Source organism: Sedimenticola selenatireducens, from assembly GCF_007625115.1.
Taxonomy (GTDB): Bacteria; Pseudomonadota; Gammaproteobacteria; order Chromatiales; family Chromatiaceae; genus Sedimenticola; species Sedimenticola selenatireducens_A.
This window is the reverse complement of sequence record NZ_VMNH01000013.1, coordinates 146,890-171,703: the sequence shown is the minus strand read 5'-3', so window position 1 is coordinate 171,703 and position 24,814 is coordinate 146,890. Positions and strand designations below refer to the sequence as shown.

The window sequence follows — 24,814 nt, the reverse complement described above, 5'->3', positions numbered from 1 at the left end:
TCTGCACCGCAGCACAATTTAATTCCAAAAAAATATCCGGAAATATTTGGACAGTCATCCTTTTTCAAATATTTCGTGCAAGGATATTAACCCATAGCCGACCTTTTAGCGAGCAACTACGCTATTCCCAGGGATATAAATCAGACTAACATTTGGCCATGCCGGTCGCTCAAATGGTACAATTATTCAAATTTGAGCCTTAACAGCACGCAGGAATCCCATGGAACTCACTACTCTAACCGCAATTTCTCCGGTTGACGGCCGTTATGGCAGTAAAACCACAAGCCTTCGACCAATCTTTAGTGAATATGGCCTGATATTCGCCCGTGTCCAAGTCGAAGTTAAATGGCTACAGGCACTGGCCAGCCATCCTGCTATCGTCGAAGTACCACCGCTGAGTCCAGAGGCAAACACTGCACTCGATAGAATTTTAGACGATTTCAGCACGGACGATGCACAGCTGGTAAAAGATATCGAACGTGAGACCAATCATGACGTTAAGGCCGTAGAGTATTTCCTAAAACGAAAGATTAATGGTAACAGTGAGTTAGAGGCGGTCAGTGAGTTTATCCACTTTGCCTGCACCTCGGAGGATATCAACAATCTCTCTCACGGCTTAATGCTCCAGCAGGGTCGCAAACAGCAACTACTACCTGAAATGGACCAGTTGATTGAGGCGATACGCAAACTGGCGCATGCCCACGCTGAAATTCCCATGCTGTCACGTACCCATGGACAACCCGCATCACCAAGCACGCTGGGAAAAGAGATGGCCAATGTAGTGTATCGCCTGCAGCGACAACGCGACCAAGTTGCCAACGTACCTCTACTCGGCAAAATCAATGGCGCTGTTGGTAACTATAACGCCCACCTATCAGCCTATCCCCAGATTGATTGGGAAAGTTTCGCACAACAATTTGTAGAATCGCTCGGACTGACCTGGAACCCGTACACAACCCAAATCGAACCCCATGACTACATGGCAGAGCTGTTTGATGCGACCGCTCGCTTCAACACCATCAGCATAGATTTCTCCAGAGACATTTGGGGCTATATCTCTCTGGGTTATTTCAAACAAAGGACTGTCGCAGGCGAGGTAGGCTCCTCCACTATGCCGCATAAAGTCAATCCGATCGACTTTGAAAATGGCGAAGGAAACCTGGGCATTGCCAATGCCCTGTTCAGTCATCTTGCAATGAAACTGCCCATCTCACGTTGGCAGCGCGACCTGACCGACTCCACGGTTCTGAGAAATGTCGGCGTCGGGTTTGCGTATACCTCTATAGCACTGCAGTCTATTCTCAAAGGCATTAGTAAACTGGAGGCCAACGCGGCTCTCCTTGCCAATGATCTGGATAACAACTGGGAAGTGCTTGCCGAACCGATTCAGACAGTGATGCGTCGTTATGGCATTGAGAAACCTTACGAAAAGTTAAAAGACCTGACGCGCGGCCAGCGGATTGGCGCCGCAGAATTACGCACTTTTGTTGACGCGCTTGATATGCCTGAAGAGGCCAAGGCGGCGTTGCGGCAGCTCACACCAGCCAGCTATATCGGCAATGCGATTGATCAAGCAAAAAAGATTTAACCGTCAACTGAGCCCTTAACAAATCGCTTTAGAACATCCCAGTGCTCACACTCTAACGTTTCCATGCATTAAAAAACCGGGGCTTGTTAAGCCCCGGTTTCCTTAGTACGAAATAGCCGCCTTAGCGACTAACATCGCTTTACTTCATCATTACGTTAAATTCAACGCGACGATTCATCGCACGACCGGCCTTGGTATCATTACCAAATGCGGGCTGTGACTCACCTGCGCCATTTGCTTGCAGTTTGCTGGCATCAGCACCCTGGCTGATCAGGTAATCGCGTACCGTATTGGCACGGCGCTCTGACAGACCCTGGTTATATGCATCAGATCCAATACTGTCAGTATGACCAGTGATAAGGACAGACTTAACGGCGTCATTACCCTTAAACTTGGCATAGCTGCTATCCAGTACATCGTTCGCTCCGCCCTTCAGCGCAGCACTGTCAAAATCAAACAGCAGGATGTTATCGATGACAACCTTCTCCATCTTAGCCATCGGTTTCATGACCTCACAGCCATCTTTATCAACCTTGGCCCCAGCTTTGGTGCCTGGGCACTTATCCAGGTAATCAGGCACACCATCGCCATCTGAATCCAGCGGACAGCCTTTAGCATTGACCGGTGCGCCCCTTGGGGTACCAGGACACATATCTTTATCGTCAGTTACACCATCGCCATCTGAATCAACAGAAACCATATCACCACAGGCCTCCATTTTTTCCATAATGCCACCAACGGTGAACCAACACTCTCCTGCAGAGTTTTTAACGACTCCCTTTGATGCATCAATCGCATAGCGATTGTGGCTATCAGCGAAGCCCTCTACAGACAGAGCCATTCCACCGATCAGACCCAGAGGGGCGAGGATTGCGATAAGTTTTTTCTGTTTGAATTGTGCCATTTTTTCCTCTCTATTATTAACTATGGCGCCTGATGTTCAGACATCTTCTGCCCTGAAGTATTGAATCGACCAACTGAAGTAAACTGAATGTTTCAGCTGCCCTCTTCGTTCTGTCATAAGCAGCTTGTCACAGCCACGAAGGAATATCTAGGGTATGAAACAAATTATTACAATTGATTAATTCCCCACATAAAATAAGCAAATAAACTTGGCAGATCCATTCCCTTCAGGTTGCATAGTAAAACTCAGTGCCAAGCTATTCCACACCATCATTACTCAAGAGAAGTATAGCTGAGTCATGTCATAAAGCGCCGTCACCTCAAATATTTTATTTCAAGAGGGTGTGTTTAGCGCCCGCAACACTTCTTATATTTTTTACCACTACCACATGAACAGGGATCATTTCGTCCAATCTTTGGTGTCTCATTTCTAATAGTTGCAGGAGGAACAATATCGCCATCGACAAAAAACCATTCACCAGCCGCTTTACTAAAGTTACTACGCTCGTGATGATGACGCACAACACCCTTTTCTTTAAAAGTCGCTATAAACTCTACCACCCCGGTTGAATCGTCCACGCCGCCCTTCTTGGTATCAACTATCTGCAAGCCAAGCCATTCTGAATTTTCAGCCCATCTTCGGGTCGCCTCAACGTCATGATCATTACGGTGGTCTGGATGTAAACTCTGGCCCAGGAAATCAATATTACCGAGAGTAAAGGCGCTATAGCGTGCACGCATCAAACGCTCAGCAGTATCAGCCTTCTGCTCACCTAAAAGAATGGGCGTACAACAAGATGCGGCCGGTTGATTGGAACCACAAAGACAAGACGACATTAATTGGTTACTCCTGGTAAGTGCATATTGCATTAAGTATGCAATGATACGGTTTCTGTTGCTAGCAGCATGGTTTTATAGGCTTACTCATCAATACCAAATAGCGTATATTCTAGGCATAAGAAAACATTAAGAGATCGAATATATTCGTCAGCCAATGCGGACATTTTCAATATATCCATGATGACTAACTAACGGATTTTCAATGTGAAAAGGGTATACTCTCCTTATATTGCCGGCATAACAGTCCTCTTGGTCACTGTTATTGTCACGCTCATGGTGGAGAAAAATCAATCGCGGGAGTTTGAGCGACAGAGCCGCAATGAAGCCCTTACCTATCTCAGTGCAGTGCGCGCCCGCCTTGAAGGCACATTTAACTCAACCATCTATTTGACACGGGCACTCACCGTCCTGGTAACGGCACAAGATGGCATTTCTCGCAGTAAATTCAATCAGATAGCTCGAGAACTCATGTCCAGCAGTCACCACATACGCAATGTTGCCCTGGCTGAGGGCTATGTCATCAATTACATGTACCCGATATCAGGCAACCAGAAAGCGATTGGACTGGATTATCGCAAGTTACCCGCTCAATGGGACGCAGTGAAACGTGCAATCGATACCGGACAAACCGTTATCGCGGGTCCGGTAAAACTGGTACAGGGTGGTGAAGCCTTTATTAACAGAACCCCTATTTTCAAATCAGCCTTTTCAGATAAACCCGATTCAGGGGAGTACTGGGGCATCGCCAGTATTGTCATCAATATGGACACCGTTTTTGAAGAAGCCGGTCTGCCCGATACCGACTCAAAATATCGAGTAGCCATACGTGGCAAGGATGGCTTGGGGGAAAAAGGCGCGGTATTTTGGGGGGACGGCAACCTATTTGAACAAAACCCTGAACGCCTGGAAGTGACGTTTCCCAATGGCCAGTGGCAACTAGCCACCATCCCCACCGAAGGTTGGATTAGCAGTCGGAGTAATAGCAACTGGATATTAATCAGCGGCATCATCATCGGAATACTACTTGCCGCACTGACCATCATTGTCCAGCGAAACAGTATGCGGCTGCAGCACTATGCGCTACATGACCCATTGACCAAACTACCCAATCGCCTGCTGTTCAATGACCGTGTCTCCCAGGCACTTGCCCAGGCACAACGTAGTCGTGGCCAGATAGCCTTAGCGGTGCTGGATCTGAATAAATTTAAGCCGGTAAATGATACTTATGGACACCTTGCGGGAGATTATGTGCTGGAGCAAGTGGCCTACCGTATTCGAGCAACACTGCGAAAAGTGGATATTGTCGCCAGGACAGGAGGTGATGAATTCACACTGCTCTTCGTTAATATAAAATCCCTGGATAATATTGCCGTTGTTGTCGATAAATTAACCGCCCGACTGCTTGACCCCTTCATCTGGCATGGCCAACAAATCAGTGTCGGTGTCAGTATTGGCATAGCGATTTACCCAGAGCATGGCCAGGATCTGACAGAACTGTTCCATAATGCAGACAGTGCCATGTATGAAGCAAAACATGATCCTAATACCAACTGGAAAATCATGACGACAGAAAAATCCAAGCTATCGTCTGTAACGCAGACCGCAGACATTTCATAGCAGGGCCAATTGCTACAGTCCAAGCGCCTTCCAGCGCTTTTCTATTCGTTTTACCGATACGGGATAAGCGGTCTTTAACTCCTGGGCAAACAGTGACACGCGCAGTTCTTCCAACGACCAACGAATCTCCTCCAGACGCTCATCCTGCCGACCCTTTTTTCGCTCCCGCAAATCTCTTTCTTGCCACTGCTGATAAACGCCCTGCATCTCCCTGATCAACTGCTGATCCCTTGTCGCCGCATGATTAAGCTTTTCTATACGGTGTAAAAGCGCGGCCAGGTAACGCGGAATCTCGCGCAGTTGCTCAATCGGGGTCACACTTAAAAAACCCTTAAAGACCATCCGGTCGAGCTGTTGCCGTGCATCCTGGAGAGATGACATCCAGTTTATCTGAGTGATGGAAGACAATTTCTTGTTTACGAGTTGATAGTGTTCAAATATCTCACCGGCAAGCATTGTTACGTTGTTAGCTGTAACTATTAAACGTGATTTCCGCTCATCGATGCGGTCATTAAACGCGGTACCATCCCTGATCTCTGGCAAGTCATCGATGAAGGTCAGATCAAAGATTAACCTAACGAGCTCCTGCTCAAGATCAACCTTAACATCACCCTTTTTGCCCTCCAGGTCGGTTGCTTTTGCATACTGCAAACGCATCTTTTGCAGGCCTTGTATGTTACGCCTGATATAACGAACATCTTTAGCCAACTTGAGCATAAATAGCCGCGTCAAGCCAATACGGTGCAGCGCCTTTGCATTCTGCTCAGAGTCAACAATCCGAACCGCCACCTTATCCCTTGACTCAACCAATGCAGGAAAACCCGGCAACGTGATCCCGCCACGATCCAGATCAATCCTGTGTGGAAGTGGACCAAAATACCAATCTGTAACCTCATCAAGTTCCAGACCGCTCTCTGTTTCAGGATGATAGCGATCTTCCCCCTGACTAGCGTAGCGCGTTTTCAATTGCTGCAGATTCCGTCCTGAATCCACAACCTTCCCTTGTTCATTGAGCACTACAAAATTCATCTGCAGATGCTGATCCACGTTATCAGCCTGCCAAGCGTCTTCCGGAATATAGACTCCGGTCATCTCCAGTAGCTGTTCAGAAAGCACTCGGGTTAGCGGTTTGTCTGACGGCTCCATTGCGTTGAGACAGGCGTCGGCATAATCAGGGACAGGTACAAAGGATTTACGTAAGGCCTTGGGTAATGACTTTAACAACGCAATAATTCGCTCACGCAATAACCCTGGAACCAACCATTCACAGCGCTCTTCAGAGACCTGGTTGAGCACCGACTGTGGGATTTTTATACTCACGCCATCGGCCTTATGGCCTGGATCAAAATGATAGGCCAGTGGTAATTGCAGACTGTCCATCTTCAGCGCATCTGGAAATGCGTCATTGATTTGACCCGCCTCATTCGCCATCAAATCCTCAGCCCGCATATGCAGTAATTTAGGCTGATCATGTGTTACTTTGCGTAGCCACTTCTCAAACTGGGCCGCACTATAGATACCACTGGGCAGACGCTTATCGTAATAGTCATAGATCGCCTGCTCATCGATTAGCAGATCACGCCGCCTCGTTTTATGCTCAAGCAACTCAATTGATTGGATGGTTTCACGATTGTGCCGCCAAAAGGGTGCACGTGTTTCAAAGTCTTGATCGACTAACGCTGATCGGATAAAAATCTCCCGCGCTTCCACCGGGTTGATCAGTCCATAATTCACCTTGCGCTTTGGAATTATTGGAAGGCCGAAGAGCGTAATTCGTACAAAAGCGGCAACCTGTCCACGCTTTTTTTCCCAGTGAGGTTCAGAATAATTTTTCTTGACCAGATCGCCCGCGATTTCCTCAACCCATTCTGGTTGAATCTGGGCAACCGATCGTGCATACAGTTTTGTTGTTTCTACCAACTCAGCCGCCATCACCCACTTAGGCTGCTTCTTGAAAAGCGCCGATCCAGGAAAAATAAAAAAGTGGCTATTCCTCGCACCAAGATACTCCCTGCTGTTACCTCCCTGTTTGAATCCGATATTACTCAGTAAGCCCGTCAGTAGTGAGCGGTGAATCGCCTCATAATTGGCCGCTTGCTCATTCTCCCGATGCCCCATCTCATGCAGTTGGCCACGCAATTGATGATGGATATCGCGCCACTCCTGAACCCTTGTCCAGGATATGAAGTGCGTACGACAATGTGTTTGGAATTTACGTCGTGATAGATGCCGTTGCTGTTCCTCCAGATGTCTCCACATATTTAACAAGCCAAGAAAATCTGATGACTCATCGCGAAACGATCGATGAGCCTCATCTGCAGCTTGCTGTTTATCCATGGGTCGCTCACGTGGGTCCTGCACACTCAAGGCCGCCGCAATCACCAACACTTCATTGAGACAATCGGCCTCCGCAGCAGCCATAAGCATACGCCCAATCCGCGGATCAACTGGTAAACGGGAAAGCGATTTGCCGATCGAAGTAACACGGCGGGCGGCGTCAATTGCACCAATCTCTTCCAGGACACGATAACCATCTTTGATCAAACGGCCGTCAGGCTTGTCGACGAAAGGAAATTGCTCAATATCGCCAAAACCGAGCAAACGCATCTGTAAAATCACCGAGGCCAGGTTTGTCCGTTGAATCTCGGGTTCGGTAAACTCAGGCCGCGATAAAAAATCCTCCTCTTCATAGAGACGAATACAGACACCCGCCGCGACACGACCACAGCGACCTTTGCGTTGATCAGCACTGGCCTGTGATATGCGCTCCACCGGCAACCGTTGAACCTTACTACGATGGCTGTAACGACTGACACGGGCATAGCCCACATCGATTACATAGCGTATGCCTGGCACAGTAAGAGAGGTCTCAGCCACATTAGTGGCCAGAATAATGCGGCGGCTCCCACCCGGCTTAAAGACCCTTGTCTGCTCAGACGGTCCAAGCCGTGCATAGAGCGGGAGCACTTCTGTCAACTGAAGCTTATGTTTTCGTAAGTTTTCAGCTGTTTCACGGATCTCTCGTTCACCACTGAGAAACACCAGGATATCGCCCCGATCAATTCGTGAAAGTTCATCTACAGCAGAGAGAATAGCCTGTTGCATGGCATCATCGCGCTCGCTATTACCCTCATCCACTGGCGGACGGTAGCGCAGTTCTACTGGAAAGGTTCTGCCACTGACATTGATAATTGGAGCACCCCAGAAATGAGTGGAAAAACGCTCTGGATCAATTGTGGCAGAGGTGATGATCAACTTGAGGTCCGGTCGCTTTGGCAAAAGCTCCTTGAGATAGCCTAATAGAAAATCAATATTAAGGCTGCGCTCATGGGCCTCATCAATAATCAGTGTGTCATAGTCATTGAGATAACGGTCTTGCTGGACCTCAGCCAACAACATACCATCGGTCATCAGCTTAATGTGGCTATGCGGTCCAACACGGTCATGGAAACGCACTTTATAGCCTACCGAATCACCCAGTTCCCGCCCTAACTCGGATGAAATCCTCGAGGCCAGGGCACGAGCGGCGATACGCCTCGGTTGGGTATGCCCAATACGACCGAATACGCCTCTTTCCAGGGCAAGACATATTTTGGGTAGCTGGGTGGATTTTCCGGAACCCGTCTCACCACATAGAATGATCACCTGATGCTGCGTTATCAGTGCCGCTATCTCTTCCCAGCGCTCACTGATTGGCAATTCCTCGGGGAAATCCGCTTTCGGGAGCCGCTGTTTACGTTGCGTGGCAATCTGCCTTGATGTCTCAATACGTTCTAGAACACGGGCCAATCCCGCTTCAATGGGTTTCTTTTGAGCGCGCTGACGTTGTAATCCCCGGATTTGATTACGCAGAACATGCCGATCCCTTATCAGGCAACCCTCTACCGCCTCCAACGCAGATTTCAGATCAAAACTCACAATTAAATAACCCCTATGACAACAGCCCCTATTTTACAGATTTGGCGATCACGGCACACACTCCTTTAAAAACATTAATTTATAAATGGAATATTGACCCAGATCATTTAACTAAGGTATGTCCCCGCCCTTTCCTAAAGTTATACCCATAAGCGACGCAACATGGGGTAGAAATTTTATTGAATATTCGCTGAAGGACAGGCGCTCAAATTAATCTCCGGGGAATACAAATGAACAAGCCCAGTAATACCACCGAGAAAGGACTCTCGATCAGTACCAAGATCGATCTCGCGCTTATTATTCTCTTTTTGGTGATCCTGCTCGTCTCCGCCCTTTATCAGTTCAACAGCCAAAGAAATCTGGTTGAAGAGCTGGTTATGGACCAGACAGAAACCTTGGCTGACAGTTACTTTGATAACGTCAACACCTTGATGCTGACTGGGGGCATGGCCAATAAGGAGATCGCACGCAAAAAAGTAACCGCACGAGAAGAGGTCTTGGATGCCCGCATTATCCGCGGTGAGGGCATTGTCAAGTTTTTTGGTGCAGGGGATGAATTGAATGCAGTCAAAGATGATTTTGACAAACGCGCCCTGAACGGAGAAAAGATTGACACCATTATTACGGATGAACGAGGGCGAGTCCTCACGGTAGTCATACCCATGCGTGCCGAGAAAGACTATCGAGGCACCAACTGCCTGCTCTGCCATCCTGTGGCTGAAGGCGATGTTCTGGGTGCTGTGCGGGTGGACTACTCTTTACAGAAACTGGACAACACCGTATTTAAAGAGCTTTGGTTGAATATCGGACTGAATTCAGCGCTGTTAATTGCTGGCCTACTGATTATCAGTTTCATCCTGAAAAAGCTGGTTGTTTCACCCATTAGAAAAGTAACCGAAGTCGTACGCGCTATCGAACAACAATCTGACCTCAGTCTTCGAGCTGAGGTTAAATCAAAAGATGAATTGGGTCGACTCGCCATAGCCATCAACCTGATGATGGAAAAATTCGGCTCTATTATAACCCGTGTAAGTGCTTCGACGCTCCAGCTTGCGGAAGAGTCAGCACAGCTTACCAACATCACTACCCAGAGTATTGATGGCGTTCGTAAACAGCAACAGGAGAGCCAACAGGTAGCAACCGCCATGACGGAGATGGAGGCCAATGCCAATGAGGTTGCAGGCAGTGCCAGCAACGCCTCTGATGCCGCCAACCAAGCAGATGCACAAGCTAAAGAGGGCGGTAAGGTTGTGAATAATGCGATTGCCTGTATCAATACGCTCGCAGATGATGTCAGTCAGGCATTCGATGTTATCCGTCAATTGGAAACCGATAGCGATGGTATCGGTAAAGTCGTTGAAGTCATCACCAATATTGCCGAGCAGACCAATTTGCTCGCATTAAACGCGGCGATTGAGGCCGCACGTGCAGGTGAACAGGGACGCGGCTTTGCGGTAGTCGCCGATGAGGTAAGAACACTGGCTACCCGTACGCATAAAGCAACCCAAGAGATTCAGACCATGATCGAGGGATTACAGCGGCAATCACAGAATGCAGCGAATATGATGTCTCAAAGCCAGAAGCGTGTGGAGACCAGTGTTACCGAGGCCGCGCATGCAGGTGACTCTCTGAATAAGATCACACACTCTATCAGCACCATCAGTCAGATGAATGAACATATCGCCTCAGCATCACATCAGCAATCGATGGTGGCAAGTGAGATCAGTCGCAACATCACCGTGATCAGTGATGTGACAGATCAAACTGCTGATAACTCGGAGAAGATTGCCCATACCAGCCAACAACTTGCTCAGCTTGCCTATGAATTAAAACAGGTGATGGGCCAGTTCAAAGTTTAAACCACAACCGTCCATAAGCCGGAGTTACTCCGGCTTATGGACTTCAACTACGCCCCTGTAGGCTCTCTTTAGCCAATAAAAAAAACTGCAGTACGCCCTCTTCTCCTGCAAGCTTGACGTCATCATCCCGGTACTCAGTTTCAAGGTGCTTAGCATAAGTATGTGCTGCATTGAGATTGCTCGCGTAGTGATCACGCCGTTCTGCCTCAGATAGGCTTTCCGCTCCAAAGAAGACGCTATTCAGTGCATCTTCAAGAGAGAGTGAGGCCGATAACAATTGAGGTTGCTTGTGTGTCCAAAGCCCCGTAGTCGAATCAAATCGATACAGCGCAAGATACTTAAAGCCATTCTCAGCAATAAATTTCACCGCTTCTAAAATGTATTCCACCTCCGCATCATCAAACAGATAATGAAAACCGATCCGACACCATCCGGGTTTAATACCACAGTGTCCCTCTGCAATAACCGCTCGAAACTCCTGCGCTTTCTCCTCATCAATACCCAGCAACTTGTGGCCATACGGACCAGCACAAGAACAACCCGCCCGACTCTGAATACCAAACAGATCATCCAGCAGTGTTGTAATGAAACGCGGATGGTAATAGCGATCCCCCGGCCCCTTCAGATTGAATGAGACAATCCCTGTACGTCGCGTCGGATCAGGATTTCCCATGATTTCAATATTCGGATGTTCGCCCCATTGCCCCAGCGCACGGGTGACATAATCTGACTCACGTTGTTCAATCACCTTAACCCCGACAGCCTGCTTGATCTCAAAGACCAATGCAGCCTTGAGTGTCTGGAGAATGCCCGGAGTCCCTGCATTCTCACGGGTTTCGATATCCTTGATAAAATCATGGGTCTCAGGCCCCACATAATCAACCGTACCGCCACCCGCTACACTGGGCGGTAGTTCGGGATGGTAGCAGCGCTGGTTAAATACCAATACACCGCTGGCACCCGGTCCACCCACAAACTTATGGGGCGAGATGAATACCGCATCCAGTGATGCATCACCCTCATCAGCTTCCATCGACGGGTTCATATTAATCTCTACATAGGGTGCACTGGCCGCATAATCAAAGAAGGCCAGGGCATCATAGCGATGCAGCAGTTTTGCAATCTCATGAACGGGGGAAATCATGCCGGTGACATTCGACGCAGCAGAAAAAGAACCCATGCGCATGCGCCCCTGATACGCGGGTAACTGTAATAACCGTTCCAGGTCCGCCAGATCAATTCCACCATCTTCTGCCAATCGTACCTCGACAACAGTCGCCATACTTTCACGCCAGGATACTTCATTGGAATGGTGCTCATACGGCCCTACAAACACCACGGGCTGGTGCTCACGGCAATACGCCGTAAAAGCGCACGCTACATCATCTCCGGCAGAACCACTCAGCAACGACAACAGAGACAATCGAGTCGCCGCTGGCAATTTCACACCCACCAACTGTTGCATGCGATCAATCGCACCCGTCGCACCTGTTCCGCAGGCGATAATTCGTCCGTCAGATCCTGCATTGACGGCTCGCTTTATAATCTGCTCGGCTTGATGCAATAACTGAGTTGTTGTGCGACCACTGGTATCGTCTTCTGTGTGACTATTTGCATAGAGCACCTGAATCTGTTTCAGATAATCCTCAATAAAATGTAACCCGCGACCAGACGCCGTGTAGTCGGCATAGACCATGTGCCGTTCACCAAATGGCGTGGTGAGTTTGGCATCTACTCCGATGATCTGGCTACGCAAGTATTCCGGTGTGAGGCTCTGCAATTTCATTGAATGACCTTCTGAGGGTGACCTGATGTTAACTATGCTACACCCACCGCACTGAAAGTTGTTTCTATATTGACTCTGATTTGACCTATAATGGACACTATTATCCTATTTTACTACATTATTAGAGTAATTTTTTCTATGGATAGGACTGATAAGAAGATTCTCAACCTACTTCAGCAAAATTGCAGTCTCTCTACGGCAGAGATTGCCGAGCAGATTGGCTTGAGCACAACACCCTGCTGGCGACGCATACAAAACCTGGAAAAATGCGGAGTAATTCAAAAGCGTGTAGCGCTATTGGATCGTAAATCGATCAATCTGGGTGTGGATGTCTTTGTGGCGATAAAGACCCGGCATCACAACGCGGAGTGGCTGGATGCCTTTGCAGAGGCCGTATCCGCGTTCTCAGAAGTGGTTGAGTTTTATCGAATGAGTGGTGATATCGACTATCTGATGCGGGTCGTTGTACCCGACATCAACGCCTATGACCGTTTCTACAAACGACTCATAGAGAAGGTCGATATTCAGGATGTCAGCTCCAGCTTTGCGATGGAACAGATTAAATACACCACCTCATTACCTGTGGACTATGCATAAAGTCTTTTGAAGACTGTCATCTTCCCTGACCCGATCATAAGGATCGAGTCAGGCAATGGCATTCACCCTACGATTCAACAAAGGCCCGTTCAATGACATAGTGACCAACCACGCCATTACGCGACTCGGTAAATCCCTGGTTATCCAATATCGCACAGGTATCTTTCAGCATGCTCGGGCTACCACAGATCATGAACCGATCATGCTGGATATCAAATGGTTCCAGACCAACATCATCAAACAGCTTACCGCGCTCCATCAAGTCAGTGAGTCGACCCGAGTTATGGAAGGGCTCGCGAGTCACTGTTGGATAATAGGTCAGCTTCTCCTTGATCATCTCGCCAAAGAACTCATTTTCAGGCAGTTCATTTTGTATATAGTGGGCATAAGCGAGTTCAGATACGTAACGCACACCATGCGTAAGGATGACACGATCATATCGCTCATAGATTTCCGGGTCTTTGATAATACTCATGAAGGGTGCCAATCCGGTACCCGTACTGATCAAAAACAGATTCCGACCCGGCAATAAATTATCCACCAGCAAGGTGCCGGTTGGTTTGCGGCTCAAGATCAGCTCATCACCCACCTGAATATTCTGTAGTCGAGATGTCAGGGCACCATCAGCCACTTTAATACTGAAGAATTCCAGTTCATCTTCATAGTTGGCACTGGCAATACTGTAAGCACGCATTAACGGCTTACCTTCCAGCTCAATACCAATCATCGTGAAGTGTCCGTTATGAAAACGGAACGAGGGATCACGACTGGTCTTAAAACTGAACAAGGTGTCATTCCAGTGATGTACACTGGTCACTGTCTCTTTTGTCAAACTGGCCATTGTTAATACATCTTCCTTTTGAGGGGTTATTATTCCAAATAAAAACCACTCTATACCGTCTATTCCCAATGGGTGAAATACCCAATGCTTCTTAGCTTATGCCGTTTAATTGATTACCTGGAGCAGATTAAGTTCCACTAGCACCCACGCCAGTGTGACACAGAAGATAGGCGATTAATATATGCGTAAGGGATTGACAAACGTACAGCGAAGCAAAAATGGCCGCTTTTGCGTAGCGCAATAAATTCTAATGCTATTAAGTACAGATTACTTGGGCAGAGTTAAACTTTTTGCCGGGGAGAAATACCCCCGGCATGTTAGCTTCCGTCGTTAATATTTCACTATCGCCGATAGCGCCTCATTACCAGCATACCTAAACCGAAAAGCGCCAAACTACCTGGTACGGGTACAGCACTCACACTGTAAAGTGTTGTGGTTCCAGAACCTTCATTGGCAACGGCAACATAACCGTATCCGCCACTGCCATAGGCTAAATTACCCAGTGACACAAACAGCAGTCCTTCAGGGCTTAGGTCACCCGCTTCCACTATATAACTTTGATAGAGGGGATTAGTGGGATCGGTAATATCAAATATCATCACACCATTGGTTCGCTCTAATCCGACAAGTGCATACATCCACTGTCCTAACTGTGCAATGGTGATACTTTCCGGCTCCGGACCCTTGTCATCCGAACGACCATCTGCCCATTGCCCTGAATACTGATTGGCTAATATCTGTTCAATCAAGTTTCCACTGTCATAGACCTGGTTGCCATTCTCATCCCAGATAGAGAAGGAGCGTGCGCCAAATGAGTAGATTTGCTCTGTCAGGCCATCACCGTCACTATCGCCATTGGCGGTGGTGGTCTTCAAGCGACCCAGATTTCCATTTTTCTGCAGAAGGAAATCGCCATCGCTTAGTCCGCCAGGACTTCCCAGGTTATCCGTATCATCAGCATCACTGTCAGCAATATTATTATTATTCAAATCAAGCGCTAAATCTTTTACTCTCACCTCTTCGGAATAACCGCTGTAATCACGGGCATCGCCTTCATTGGCCGTAACATAGTAAAGATTTCCATTCACTACATAGGAGTCAATGGCATCCGGCTGGTACATCCCCATAACATTCCAATTCTGCAGATTACCGTTAATACCGTCCTTATCTGATGCATCAAACTCATTACCCGGAAGGGTGTAATCCTTATAGCCCAATCCCTGTATTTCAGTGATTGTGTTGGTAGTAAGATCGATCTTGGCAACTGCATTGTTCTCCTGCAATGTAACAAAAGCGGTTTTACCATCAGGTGAAACCGTGATGTACTCGGGCTCCAGGTCCTGCGATACGGTTGCGCTATTGTTATTACCAAATACCCGACCACCATCGGCCTCAATCGCTGCCTCGCTGAATGCGCCAAAGCCCAAGTGAGTAGCCGTTGCGGAGGCCACACCAGTCGACAGATCAATTACAGTCACCGTGCCATTCGGATCATTGGTGTAACTGTCATTCGGCTCTCCTTCATTCGCCACCAGAAGCTTACTACCATCAGGCGTGAAGGTAACCATATCGGGGAGTGCGCCGACTGTCACTTTACGGGTAAAGGATGCCGTTGCAGCGTCAAAAAACCAGACTTCACCCGCGTCCTGTTTATTAGCTGAATTTTCTACGGCTACAGCAACAACACCATTTTTTACTGCAACACTGTTGGGAGACCCCATGACTGATGTATCGAGAGTGGCAATTTTTACACCGCTTTTATCCAGAACATCAACCCCTTTCTCACGACCATTAATGACAAAAAAGCGCTCGCTTGCAGTGTCATAGCTGACAATCTCTGCTTCCGGTGCCAGATCAAAATCGGTCACACCCTGATCAGCATAGCTGTCGAGCACACTATTACCTGCATCGTATGTCCAGAGCTTCTGAAAATTGAGTATTGGGGCGGCCATAGCCGGTGACCCAATGATTAGGGAAGTAAAGAGTATTGCCGTCACTCCATAACGCGTTTTAATTCTTAGCATGATTTTCCCGACAGAATGCAAAATGAAATTTCACACTCATGCTATGTCGATAATGTTACAGGTTGTTGAAGGAAAGCTTACGCTGTTTTACTCTTGCGCCAGTCTCCGCAACACGTAATGCAGAATCCCACCATTTTCATAGTAGGCAAACTCATTGGGAGTATCGATTCGAATAGTCGCACTTAATGTAATTACGTCACCCGATGCTCTGCGAATCGTTACTTCAACAGATTCCTGACCAACAGCTACAGCAGGAATAGAAAAATATTCTGTACCATCCAACCCATTTGTGTCGGCTGACTCCCCTGCTTTGAATTGCAGTGGCAAAATCCCCATACCAATCAGATTCGAACGGTGTATTCGTTCATAGCTCTCGGCGATGACGACTTTCACCCCTAAAAGCGCCGGTCCCTTGGCTGCCCAGTCTCTTGATGAACCTGTCCCGTACTCTTTACCCGCTATTACAATCAGCGGTGTCTGCTCTTTACGATATAACTCGGCTGCATCAAAGATAGAACACTGTTGATTGCTTGGAAAATGGGTGGTCCAACTCCCTTCCGTGCCTGGAGCTAAAAGATTTTTCAGTCGAATATTGGCAAAGGTACCTCGCATCATCACCTCATGATTACCACGCCTTGAACCGTATGAGTTGAAATCCTGTGGCGCAACCTGACGTGATTGCAAATAGCGCCCTGCTGGACTGTCAATCGCAATGGCACCGGCAGGGGAGATATGATCGGTCGTAATACTGTCCCCCACTTTAACTAGACAACGGGCATCCTCAATCGAGCTGACCCCGGGCTGAGTGCTGGCAATATTTTCAAAAAAGGTTGGTAAACGCACGTAGGTGGATTCAGGCCAGGCAAAGCGTTCACTCTTTTCTATCGGCAGATTGTTCCAGAGTTCATTACCGGCATAAACATCCCGATATTTGGACTTGAACATCGCTTCATCCAATGAATCCAGCATCAGTTGTTGAATCGTTTTTCCATCGGGCCAGATATCGACCAATGTAATGGGATTATTATCAGCATCATATCCGAGTGGGTCAGTATAGAGATCCACCCCCATATTACCTGCCAGGGCATAGGCCACGACCAACGGTGGCGAGGCGAGATAGTTCGCCTGCACATCCTGATGGATACGGCCTTCAAAGTTACGGTTACCGGAGAGGACCGAGGTAACCAGCAGCTTACCTTTATGGATAGCTTGGCTAATCTCCGTAGCCAACGGCCCGGAATTCCCTATACAGGTGGTACAGCCATACCCCACGACATAGAAGCCCAATGCCTCAAGATCTTCCATCAAACCAGTACGCTGCAGATATTCAGTTACCACTTTTGATCCAGGTGCCAAGCTGGTTTTAACCCATGGTTTGGTCTTCAGGCCAAGCTTTCTGGCATTTCTTGCGACCAATCCTGCGGCAATCAGCACCGCAGGATTAGAGGTATTGGTACAACTGGTAATGGCTGCAATCACCACCGCACCATGTTCCAGATTAAACGTTTTCCCCTGATAGCTGACGTTCACAGCGCCCGCTTCAATCGGTGTATGGCCACCCTCTTCATCAAAATCAGTGACGTTGTCAGACGCCTGCTCGGAGTGTCTAAAAGTTGCGAGGACATCTTTGAAGCTCGATTTCGCTTCCGTTAGGGGAATCCTATCCTGCGGCCGCTTCGGGCCGGCAATCGAGGGAACCACATCGGAAAGATCCAGCGACAATACTGCACTGTATTGAGCGGTCGGCGTATTGATGTCATGCCACAGCCCCATACGACGCATATAGCTTTCGACCAGTGCCAGGCTGTGCTGATTGCGACCGGTCAGTCTCAGGTAACGGATGGTTTCCGCATCTACGGGGAAAATACCGCAGGTAGCCCCATATTCTGGCGCCATATTGGCAATGGTGGCACGATCGGCCAAGCTCAGATTTTCCAATCCTGGACCAAAGAACTCGACAAACTTTCCGACAACCCCATGTTTACGTAAACGCTCTGTTACTGTCAGAACAAGATCCGTCGCCGTTGCACCCTCAGCAAGTTTACCCTCCACCCTGAAGCCCACTACCTGAGGAATCAACATGGTGATCGGTTGTCCCAGCATGGCAGCCTCAGCCTCAATACCGCCAACCCCCCACCCAAGAACCCCCAGCCCATTAATCATGGTGGTGTGTGAATCAGTACCTACCAGCGTATCGGGATAGGCCTCACTGCCAGCATCATCCTCACGGGTAAAGACGCCGCGTGCCAGATACTCCAGATTGACCTGGTGAACAATACCCGTACCCGGTGGGACAACCTGAAAATTATCAAACGCGTTCTGACCCCAGCGCAGAAACTGATAACGTTCCCTATTACGACCAATCTCGATCTCGGTATTCTTATTCAGTGAATCGGCTGAGCCAAAATGATCCACCATGACCGAATGATCAATCACCAGTTCCACTGGCGTAAGCGGGTTGATCTTGGTTGGCGAACCACCCAACTCCACCATAGCATCGCGCATGGCAGCAAGATCCACAATCGCAGGCACACCGGTAAAATCCTGCAGCAACACCCTGGCGGGTACAAAGGCGATCTCTTGTGAAGGTTCTACGGATGGATCCCAGTTGACCAAAGCGTGAATATCATCATCGGTTACGTATGATTCATCGCCATGTCGAAGCAGGTTTTCCAGCAGGATACGCAGTGAGAAAGGAAGGCTATCAACAGGATACTTCCCCCGCAGGTGATCAAACGGATAGATGGTATATTCCCTGTTATCGACGTTCAGCAATTCCGCTTGTTTGTAGGATGTGCTCATACCCCTGATCCTCCTCGTCTTCCTTATAGCTCATATTGTCTTGCACCTATAAGGTTTAGGCTTCGTAGCCGGTAGATAGTTCGATTGTTTCAACATTAACGTAAAACCGGCCCCTAAGGACCGGTAGATCATCAATCCCCGCCAACAATCAGCGCCTTTCCTGCTGCTGAATCATCCCAGGTATTCGCTGCATGATGCAGCCTAACATCTTTTCTGCCTCTACCATCGAGAGCTCATTGCGGGGCTTGTTTGCCAACCGATCGCACTCAGCCGACCCTCCTCCGCCTTGAGTATTTACTTTCACATACCGCTCCCAGTCACTGACGCTCAAGGCACGTTGCTGATTGGCATCTGCAATCTCAAACCCAATCAGCATCTTTTGACCAGGCTGGACTTCCCCCTCGTGCAGTTTGAGGGTGTGAAAACCATCAGCCTTTGTGGTGAGTTTTACTGTATGTGTGTCTGATAACAACCCGGCGCCATCATACGCATGGACTTGTGCACCCTGATTGGACAGAAGACAGAAAAAATCACCCAAAGTAGTCGCCTGCCCTGCACCCCAGAGCCGCTCCGCAGCATCACCCGATGAAATGTTGGCCGCGTCCAGTGTTTTATTACAGGCAATTTGCCGCATCTCTTCAACGATCTCCGAACCACGCATCTGGACAGCTTGATGGTAAGGGTTCATCACTGGAATTTTTTGCTTTATTCCAGTTAATCTGGCGACAGAACCATCAATCTGGCTTAATCCTTCCTGATTCATCGGTAACGTCTGCAGTTGTTGCTTAAACGGTTCCAACATATCCGCAACAGCCCGGTTAAACCGCTGCCAAAAGGCCATGGTCATGGAATTACTTCGACTCCGCTCACCTTGCGCTTGCAACACCTTACCCATGCTTATGCCCTCTTCCCAGAGTTTTCCAAGGTCAGCCGGTTGATGGACTTCGTAGTCATCCAGCTTTTCAACCATTGACGCCATCAATTTGGCGCTCTTCTTCTGCTGCTCCTGCTGCTGTTTCAGTTCAATTTCCTGGCGCTTGATTGCGACCGCTTTATTGTATGATTTGGCTTTCTCAGGTGCTGCCTGGGAGAGCGCAGGCAACTGGGACAACTCATCCAGCCGACCCAATCCTTCTGTTGTCTCAGGAAGTTGTTGTATTTCCTGAAGGGCTGTATCGAGCTCGGTCGACGCCTCTGCTTGGGCAGCAAGCTGCGCCTTTTCTATCGCCTGCTTTTGTGCCTCAAGGCGACTTGAGTAGTTTTCAATATCAGTGCCTGCAAGGTGACGTTGAGATTGGACGAGATCAAGCAGGGGTTGTTGTTTATCTCGAGACATACCCCGTAGCTTGGGCCTGATCTCTTTTCCTTGTAACACCGCCTCCGCCAACTCGATCAGTGCAACTGTTTCCGCATTCGCCTCGCGCTCAACCAATGAAACAACCGCGGCTTCACTCTTTGTTCGCGCTTGTATTAATCCCACGAGCGGTCGTTGGGCACTTGCAACCAATTTGGTTGCCTGCTGCAGTTTTCCCCGTGCCGTTCGATCACGCCGCTTTGAAGCCGCCTTACTACAGCCCCTCATAACCTGATTAAATTCATTAAAGTCACCCTTAGACCAGTCAAAGATAGAGTGACCAAACAGTGGAATCAACAAATCATCTTCAGCAAGCGCACTCAACTCAAAACCGGGCGAGACAGTTACTTTCGAAGCCGATTTATCTGACGCTGCCCACTGCTCCAATTGGTTACAGTCAGGCTTGTTCAGTGCAGCAACATAAGGGCTATAGATGAGCAGAAGGGAAATGACTAAAATATTATTCAGGTGCATCATGCCTACCTCCGTTTTGTTCTCCTTTTATAAAAACTGACAGTACACTACTCCTGTATGTGGGGTTAAGTTTAGCAGCTTGATCCTGTCGTGCAGACATTCACTCGATAATTCTGAAGAGCGGCATTCAAACGATAGACAAGCTATCTAATGCACTCTACATTACGCCATTTTTATAAGATCAGGCCTAAGAGGAAAACAATAATACTCGGGCTTTGGACCGGTAAGTGCTAAGATATCCCTACAGGCCAGCAAAAAGATGGATAACGCATGACCAATAATACAATGCTGACACTGGGCTGGAGGGAATGGCTGACACTGCCTGAACTGGGCATCGCCCGCATCAAAGCCAAAGTCGATACAGGCGCCCGCACCTCTGCGCTACACGCCTTCTTTATTGAGCCATTTAGGGAAGGTAAACGGGATCGCGTAAAATTCGGGGTACACCCCTTGCAGAAGGATCGGGATACCGAGATCATCTGCATCGCCGACCTCCTTGATCAACGCATGGTAACGGACTCCGGCGGGCATCGTGAAAGTCGCTATGTCATAGAGACTGAAGCGATAATTGGAGATATCAGCAAAAGAATTGAGATCACGCTGACAGATCGTGACACCATGCTGTTTCGTATGTTGCTGGGACGCACTGCATTGCGGGGTGACTTCCTTGTCGATGCCGCTCGCTCATACCAGACGGGACAGAACACAGTCTAAAAACTGAAATAATCAGGAAACCATATGAAAATCGCTATCCTCTCCCGCAACAGTAAACTCTACTCAACCAGCCGCCTGATAGAAGCGGCTAAAGAGCGCGGGCATCAGGTACGCGTGGTTGACCCATTGCGCTGTTACATGAATATCACATCGCATCGTCCATCGATTCACTATAAGGGTGAGATACTGGATGATTTCGACGCAGTCATTCCCCGCATCGGCGCATCAATCACCTTCTATGGCACAGCGGTGCTGCGCCAGTTCGAGATGATGGGTGTCTATCCACTCAATGAGTCAGTGGCCATTTCACGGGCGCGTGACAAACTCCGTTCTGCCCAGTTATTGGCACGCAAAGGCATTGGTCTTCCTGTGACTGGTTTTGCCCACTCACCTGATGACATCAATGACCTTATGGCCCAGGTTGGTGGCGCGCCCGTTGTCATTAAACTACTGGAAGGCACCCAAGGTATTGGTGTAGTACTGGCAGAAACGGATAAGGCGGCAGAGAGTGTAATCCAGGCCTTCATGGGACTTAAGGCAAACATCATGGTTCAGGAGTTTATTGGAGAAGCCAAAGGGGCCGATCTTCGCTGTCTGGTTATCGGTGACAAAGTCGTCGCCGCCATGAAACGCCAGGCCAAAGAGGGAGAATTTCGCTCCAACCTGCATCGGGGCGGTTCGGCTGCTCTGGTCAGAATTACGCCAGAAGAACGTTCTACAGCGGTGCGTGCCGCACGGGTGATGGGGCTGAATGTCTGCGGCGTTGATCTCTTACGCTCTAATCACGGACCGGTTGTTATGGAGGTGAACTCATCGCCAGGCCTGGAAGGTATTGAGAATGCTACTAACAAGGACATTGCCAGCACTATAATCGAATTTATCGAAAAGCATGGTGGGCCGAACAAAACCAAGACCCGAGGCAGGGGCTAATTAATGAGCAATCCCCTTCTCATTGGTGATAAGGAGGTCAAGCCGGGACAAAACCTCACCATTGACCTCCCACTCGCACAACTCTACACCCATACGCCCATGACCATGCCTGTACATGTGATTCGGGGTAAAAAAGCCGGTCCACGGTTGTTTGTCTGCGCGGCGATTCACGGTGATGAGATCAATGGCGTAGAAATCATTCGTCGCTTACTCAACCTGCCACTGTTAAAACGCCTACGAGGCGATCTGATTGCAGTACCCATTGTTAACGTTCCAGGTTTTCTGCACAGGTCACGCTATCTGCCTGATCGCCGCGACCTGAACCGTTCATTCCCTGGCTCTGAAAAAGGCTCCCTCGCGGGTCGTGTTGCCCATCTGTTTCTTAATGAAATCGTCGCTCAGTGTACGCATGGCATAGACCTGCATACAGCGGCTATTGATCGCGCCAACATGCCGCAGGTACGCGCCCATCTTGAAGACCCTATTGCCGCCGAAATGGCCGAAGCATTTCGTACACCCGTAACACTCAATGCCGGTTTGAGAGAGGGTTCTGTCAGGCAGTCCGGTGCTGCGCTTGGCGTTCCAATCGTGGTCTATGAGTGTGGTGAAGCCCTGCGTTTTGATGAGCACTCTATCCGTATTGGTCTGCGTGGCATCATCCGCGTCATGCGCCACCTGAACATGCTGCCAGCATCTCGAAGCAAAAGCAGCAGTCAGCAGACCATTCTTACTCATGCCAGCTCTTGGGTTCGAGCATCGCAAAGCGGTATACTCCGCGCCATTGCTCCGCTTGGAGGGACAGTCGGAAAAAATGAGATTCTCGGGTACATCAGTGATCCCTTTGGCGAGCGGGAATCCAAAGTGAAGTCACCCTCCCGGGGTATTGTGATTGGCCGCACAACACTCCCCCTCGCCTATCAGGGTGAGGCACTCTTCCATATTGCACGACTGGAACAGGAGGAGGTGGATCTATTGGATGATGCCATGCAGGAAGAAGATCCTTTGCCTTCCATCCCTTATTTACAGGATGAACCCATTATCGTTTGATCGCGGGATCTAAGAATCACGGGGTCGGAGTCAAATTAAATCAGTATTGTCGCTTGCAACACCCTGTTCCTTGATCAGTTTGACTCCGCCCCCTATATTTCCATCAATGCCCACCACCCTTCAAGGCACCTGCCAGTCCTTCGCAAACCGCTTTCGCATCACCAAAGATCAGTGAACAGTTATCCTGGTAATAGAGCAGATTATCAACGCCAGCATAACCGGGGTTCATGGAACGCTTGATAACGTAAATCTGTTTTGCCTTACTGACATCCAGAATCGGCATGCCGTAAATGGGACTTGATGAGTCGGTCTTAGCCGCCGGGTTGGTTACATCATTGGCACCCACCACCAACGCTACATCAGCGGTTGGGAATTCCGGATTAATTTCATCCATCTCAAGAACATGATCGTAAGGAATATCCGCCTCGGCCAATAACACATTCATGTGTCCAGGCATACGACCGGCCACGGGATGAATGGCAAATTTCACTTCAACACCCCGTTCAATCAACAGCTCCATAAACTCCTTGAGTGCATGCTGAGCCTGTGCGACGGCCATGCCATAACCTGGGATGATAATGACCTTGCTGGCATCTTCCATCCAGTAAATGGCATCTTCTACAGAAGCTGCACGAACACCTTTCTCGAGGGCCGCAGCCGCCGCGCTGGATTCACCACCCGCCGAGTCACTGCCAAAGCCACCAAATACCACATTAATGATCGAGCGGTTCATCGCCTTACACATGATGAAAGAGAGAATGGCGCCAGAGAATCCCACCAGCGCACCGACGATAATCAGGAGATTGTTCTGCAGGGTAAAGCCCGTAGCCGCCGCGGCCCAACCTGAATAGCTGTTTAGCATGGAGATGATTACCGGCATATCGGCACCGCCGATAGGGATAATCAGGGTGAAGCCCAGTACGAAAGCCAGTAGTGTCATCATGGTGAGCGAGAACACGCTTTCAGTCATGCCGAAGTGTGCACCAAAGGCAATAATGACAATACCCAGCAATGCATTAAGTATGTGCTGCCCTTTGAACACCACCGGCTTGCCACTTATCAATCCCTGCAGTTTTCCAAACGCAATCACTGATCCACTGAAGGTAATGGCACCAATCACAATACCAACAGCAAGTTCTGTCATCAGCACTGGATTCAGCGTACCCGCAGCAGCGCGATTCACATAGGTGCCAATGGCGACCAGTACGGCAGCCATACCTACAAAACTGTGCAACGCGGCAACCAACTGCGGCATTGCGGTCATCTGAACCTTCGAGGCCAGCACCGCACCTATCAGGGCACCTGCAGCGACACCCGCAATGATGAAACCGTATGACTGCACTTCCGCGCCCAGAAGGGTTGCGATAACTGCCAGTGCCATACCGGCCATACCGTAGTAATTACCCCGCCTGGCAGTAGACGGATGGGTCAAGCCCTTTAGCGCAAAGATAAACAGGATCGCTGACACCAGATAGGCGAGCGCCTGTGTATTGGCTGAAAATTGCATGATCGACAGGCTC

General features: G+C 48.9%; 16 protein-coding genes. 7 read left to right on the top strand and 9 right to left on the bottom strand.

The features are described from left to right. Nucleotides 1-220: 220 nt before the first annotated feature. A complete protein-coding gene (gene purB, locus FHP88_RS11780) occupies nt 221-1,588 on the top strand; it encodes an adenylosuccinate lyase (protein WP_144359270.1) in 1,368 nt (455 codons plus the stop codon). A 139-nt stretch (nt 1,589-1,727) separates the two neighbouring features. Here purB and FHP88_RS11775 read toward each other — a convergent pair whose 3' ends face one another. Together FHP88_RS11775 and FHP88_RS11770 are read right to left on the bottom strand one after the other, a co-directional pair. Beyond that, nucleotides 1,728-2,492: an OmpA family protein gene (locus tag FHP88_RS11775; protein ID WP_144359269.1), complete on the bottom strand. Its 765-nt coding sequence runs from the start codon at nt 2,490-2,492 to the stop codon at nt 1,728-1,730. Between the two features lie 347 nt (nt 2,493-2,839). Then, complete coding sequence (locus FHP88_RS11770) at nt 2,840-3,328, bottom strand: YchJ family protein (RefSeq protein WP_144359268.1); 489 nt, start codon at nt 3,326-3,328, stop codon at nt 2,840-2,842. Between the two features lie 207 nt (nt 3,329-3,535). Here FHP88_RS11770 and FHP88_RS11765 point away from each other — a divergent pair, with 207 nt between their 5' ends. Next, on the top strand, nt 3,536-4,948 hold the full coding sequence (locus tag FHP88_RS11765; RefSeq protein WP_144359267.1) for a diguanylate cyclase domain-containing protein: 1,413 nt from the start codon (nt 3,536-3,538) through the stop codon (nt 4,946-4,948). Nucleotides 4,949-4,960: 12 nt separating this feature from the next. Here FHP88_RS11765 and hrpA read toward each other — a convergent pair whose 3' ends face one another. After that, the gene (hrpA, locus tag FHP88_RS11760) at nt 4,961-8,866 is read right to left on the bottom strand and encodes an ATP-dependent RNA helicase HrpA (protein ID WP_144359266.1); all 3,906 of its coding nucleotides are present in this window, start codon (nt 8,864-8,866) and stop codon (nt 4,961-4,963) included. Between the two features lie 230 nt (nt 8,867-9,096). On the opposite strand from hrpA, the gene FHP88_RS11755 reads away from it, so the two are divergent. After that, a complete protein-coding gene (locus tag FHP88_RS11755; protein WP_144359265.1) occupies nt 9,097-10,725 on the top strand; it encodes a methyl-accepting chemotaxis protein in 1,629 nt (542 codons plus the stop codon). A gap of 43 nt (nt 10,726-10,768) precedes the next feature. Here FHP88_RS11755 and FHP88_RS11750 read toward each other — a convergent pair whose 3' ends face one another. Further along, on the bottom strand, nt 10,769-12,511 hold the full coding sequence (locus FHP88_RS11750) for an aminotransferase class V-fold PLP-dependent enzyme (RefSeq protein ID WP_144359264.1): 1,743 nt from the start codon (nt 12,509-12,511) through the stop codon (nt 10,769-10,771). Between the two features lie 138 nt (nt 12,512-12,649). On the opposite strand from FHP88_RS11750, the gene FHP88_RS11745 reads away from it, so the two are divergent. Beyond that, nucleotides 12,650-13,108 carry an Lrp/AsnC family transcriptional regulator gene (locus FHP88_RS11745; RefSeq protein WP_144359263.1) on the top strand — a complete coding sequence of 153 codons (459 nt, stop codon included), beginning with the start codon at nt 12,650-12,652 and terminating at the stop codon, nt 13,106-13,108. A 67-nt stretch (nt 13,109-13,175) separates the two neighbouring features. Here the strand turns inward: FHP88_RS11745 and FHP88_RS11740 are convergent, their stop codons facing one another. The 4 genes from FHP88_RS11740 to FHP88_RS11725 form a co-directional block, all read right to left on the bottom strand. Continuing rightward, a complete protein-coding gene (locus tag FHP88_RS11740) occupies nt 13,176-13,949 on the bottom strand; it encodes a ferredoxin--NADP reductase (RefSeq protein WP_144359262.1) in 774 nt (257 codons plus the stop codon). 341 nt (nt 13,950-14,290) lie between these two features. After that, entirely contained in the window at nt 14,291-15,973 is a 1,683-nt protein-coding gene (locus tag FHP88_RS11735) for a choice-of-anchor I family protein (protein WP_144359261.1), read from the bottom strand. Nucleotides 15,974-16,060: 87 nt separating this feature from the next. Further along, nucleotides 16,061-18,775: an aconitate hydratase AcnA gene (gene acnA / locus FHP88_RS11730; RefSeq protein ID WP_144359260.1), complete on the bottom strand. Its 2,715-nt coding sequence runs from the start codon at nt 18,773-18,775 to the stop codon at nt 16,061-16,063. Nucleotides 18,776-18,923: 148 nt separating this feature from the next. Beyond that, nucleotides 18,924-20,606: a hypothetical protein gene (locus tag FHP88_RS11725; RefSeq protein ID WP_144359259.1), complete on the bottom strand. Its 1,683-nt coding sequence runs from the start codon at nt 20,604-20,606 to the stop codon at nt 18,924-18,926. Between the two features lie 267 nt (nt 20,607-20,873). Between FHP88_RS11725 and FHP88_RS11720 the strand changes: the two genes are divergently transcribed. From FHP88_RS11720 to FHP88_RS11710, 3 genes are read left to right on the top strand one after another with little or no spacing between them, the layout of a single operon-like run. Next, nucleotides 20,874-21,317, top strand: coding sequence for an ATP-dependent zinc protease (locus tag FHP88_RS11720; protein ID WP_144359258.1), 444 nt, complete (start codon nt 20,874-20,876; stop codon nt 21,315-21,317). A gap of 24 nt (nt 21,318-21,341) precedes the next feature. After that, nucleotides 21,342-22,247 carry a 30S ribosomal protein S6--L-glutamate ligase gene (gene rimK, locus FHP88_RS11715; RefSeq protein ID WP_144359257.1) on the top strand — a complete coding sequence of 302 codons (906 nt, stop codon included), beginning with the start codon at nt 21,342-21,344 and terminating at the stop codon, nt 22,245-22,247. Between the two features lie 3 nt (nt 22,248-22,250). Next, nucleotides 22,251-23,294, top strand: coding sequence for a succinylglutamate desuccinylase/aspartoacylase family protein (locus FHP88_RS11710; RefSeq protein WP_144359256.1), 1,044 nt, complete (start codon nt 22,251-22,253; stop codon nt 23,292-23,294). Nucleotides 23,295-23,397: 103 nt separating this feature from the next. Here FHP88_RS11710 and FHP88_RS11705 read toward each other — a convergent pair whose 3' ends face one another. Continuing rightward, complete coding sequence (locus FHP88_RS11705; RefSeq protein ID WP_144359255.1) at nt 23,398-24,801, bottom strand: NAD(P)(+) transhydrogenase (Re/Si-specific) subunit beta; 1,404 nt, start codon at nt 24,799-24,801, stop codon at nt 23,398-23,400. Nucleotides 24,802-24,814 lie beyond the last annotated feature (13 nt).

Coding starts and splice junctions, on each gene's coding strand:
- FHP88_RS11740 (WP_144359262.1), bottom strand. CDS start 13,949: ATGGCCAGTTTGACAAAAGAGACAGTGACCAGTGTACATCACTGGAAT.
- FHP88_RS11710 (WP_144359256.1), top strand. CDS start 22,251: ATGAGCAATCCCCTTCTCATTGGTGATAAGGAGGTCAAGCCGGGACAA.
- FHP88_RS11705 (WP_144359255.1), bottom strand. CDS start 24,801: ATGCAATTTTCAGCCAATACACAGGCGCTCGCCTATCTGGTGTCAGCG.
- FHP88_RS11770 (WP_144359268.1), bottom strand. CDS start 3,328: ATGTCGTCTTGTCTTTGTGGTTCCAATCAACCGGCCGCATCTTGTTGT.
- acnA (WP_144359260.1), bottom strand. CDS start 18,775: ATGAGCACATCCTACAAACAAGCGGAATTGCTGAACGTCGATAACAGG.
- rimK (WP_144359257.1), top strand. CDS start 21,342: ATGAAAATCGCTATCCTCTCCCGCAACAGTAAACTCTACTCAACCAGC.
- purB (WP_144359270.1), top strand. CDS start 221: ATGGAACTCACTACTCTAACCGCAATTTCTCCGGTTGACGGCCGTTAT.
- FHP88_RS11775 (WP_144359269.1), bottom strand. CDS start 2,492: ATGGCACAATTCAAACAGAAAAAACTTATCGCAATCCTCGCCCCTCTG.
- FHP88_RS11755 (WP_144359265.1), top strand. CDS start 9,097: ATGAACAAGCCCAGTAATACCACCGAGAAAGGACTCTCGATCAGTACC.
- FHP88_RS11720 (WP_144359258.1), top strand. CDS start 20,874: ATGACCAATAATACAATGCTGACACTGGGCTGGAGGGAATGGCTGACA.
- FHP88_RS11735 (WP_144359261.1), bottom strand. CDS start 15,973: ATGCTAAGAATTAAAACGCGTTATGGAGTGACGGCAATACTCTTTACT.
- FHP88_RS11725 (WP_144359259.1), bottom strand. CDS start 20,606: ATGATGCACCTGAATAATATTTTAGTCATTTCCCTTCTGCTCATCTAT.
- FHP88_RS11745 (WP_144359263.1), top strand. CDS start 12,650: ATGGATAGGACTGATAAGAAGATTCTCAACCTACTTCAGCAAAATTGC.
- FHP88_RS11750 (WP_144359264.1), bottom strand. CDS start 12,511: ATGAAATTGCAGAGCCTCACACCGGAATACTTGCGTAGCCAGATCATC.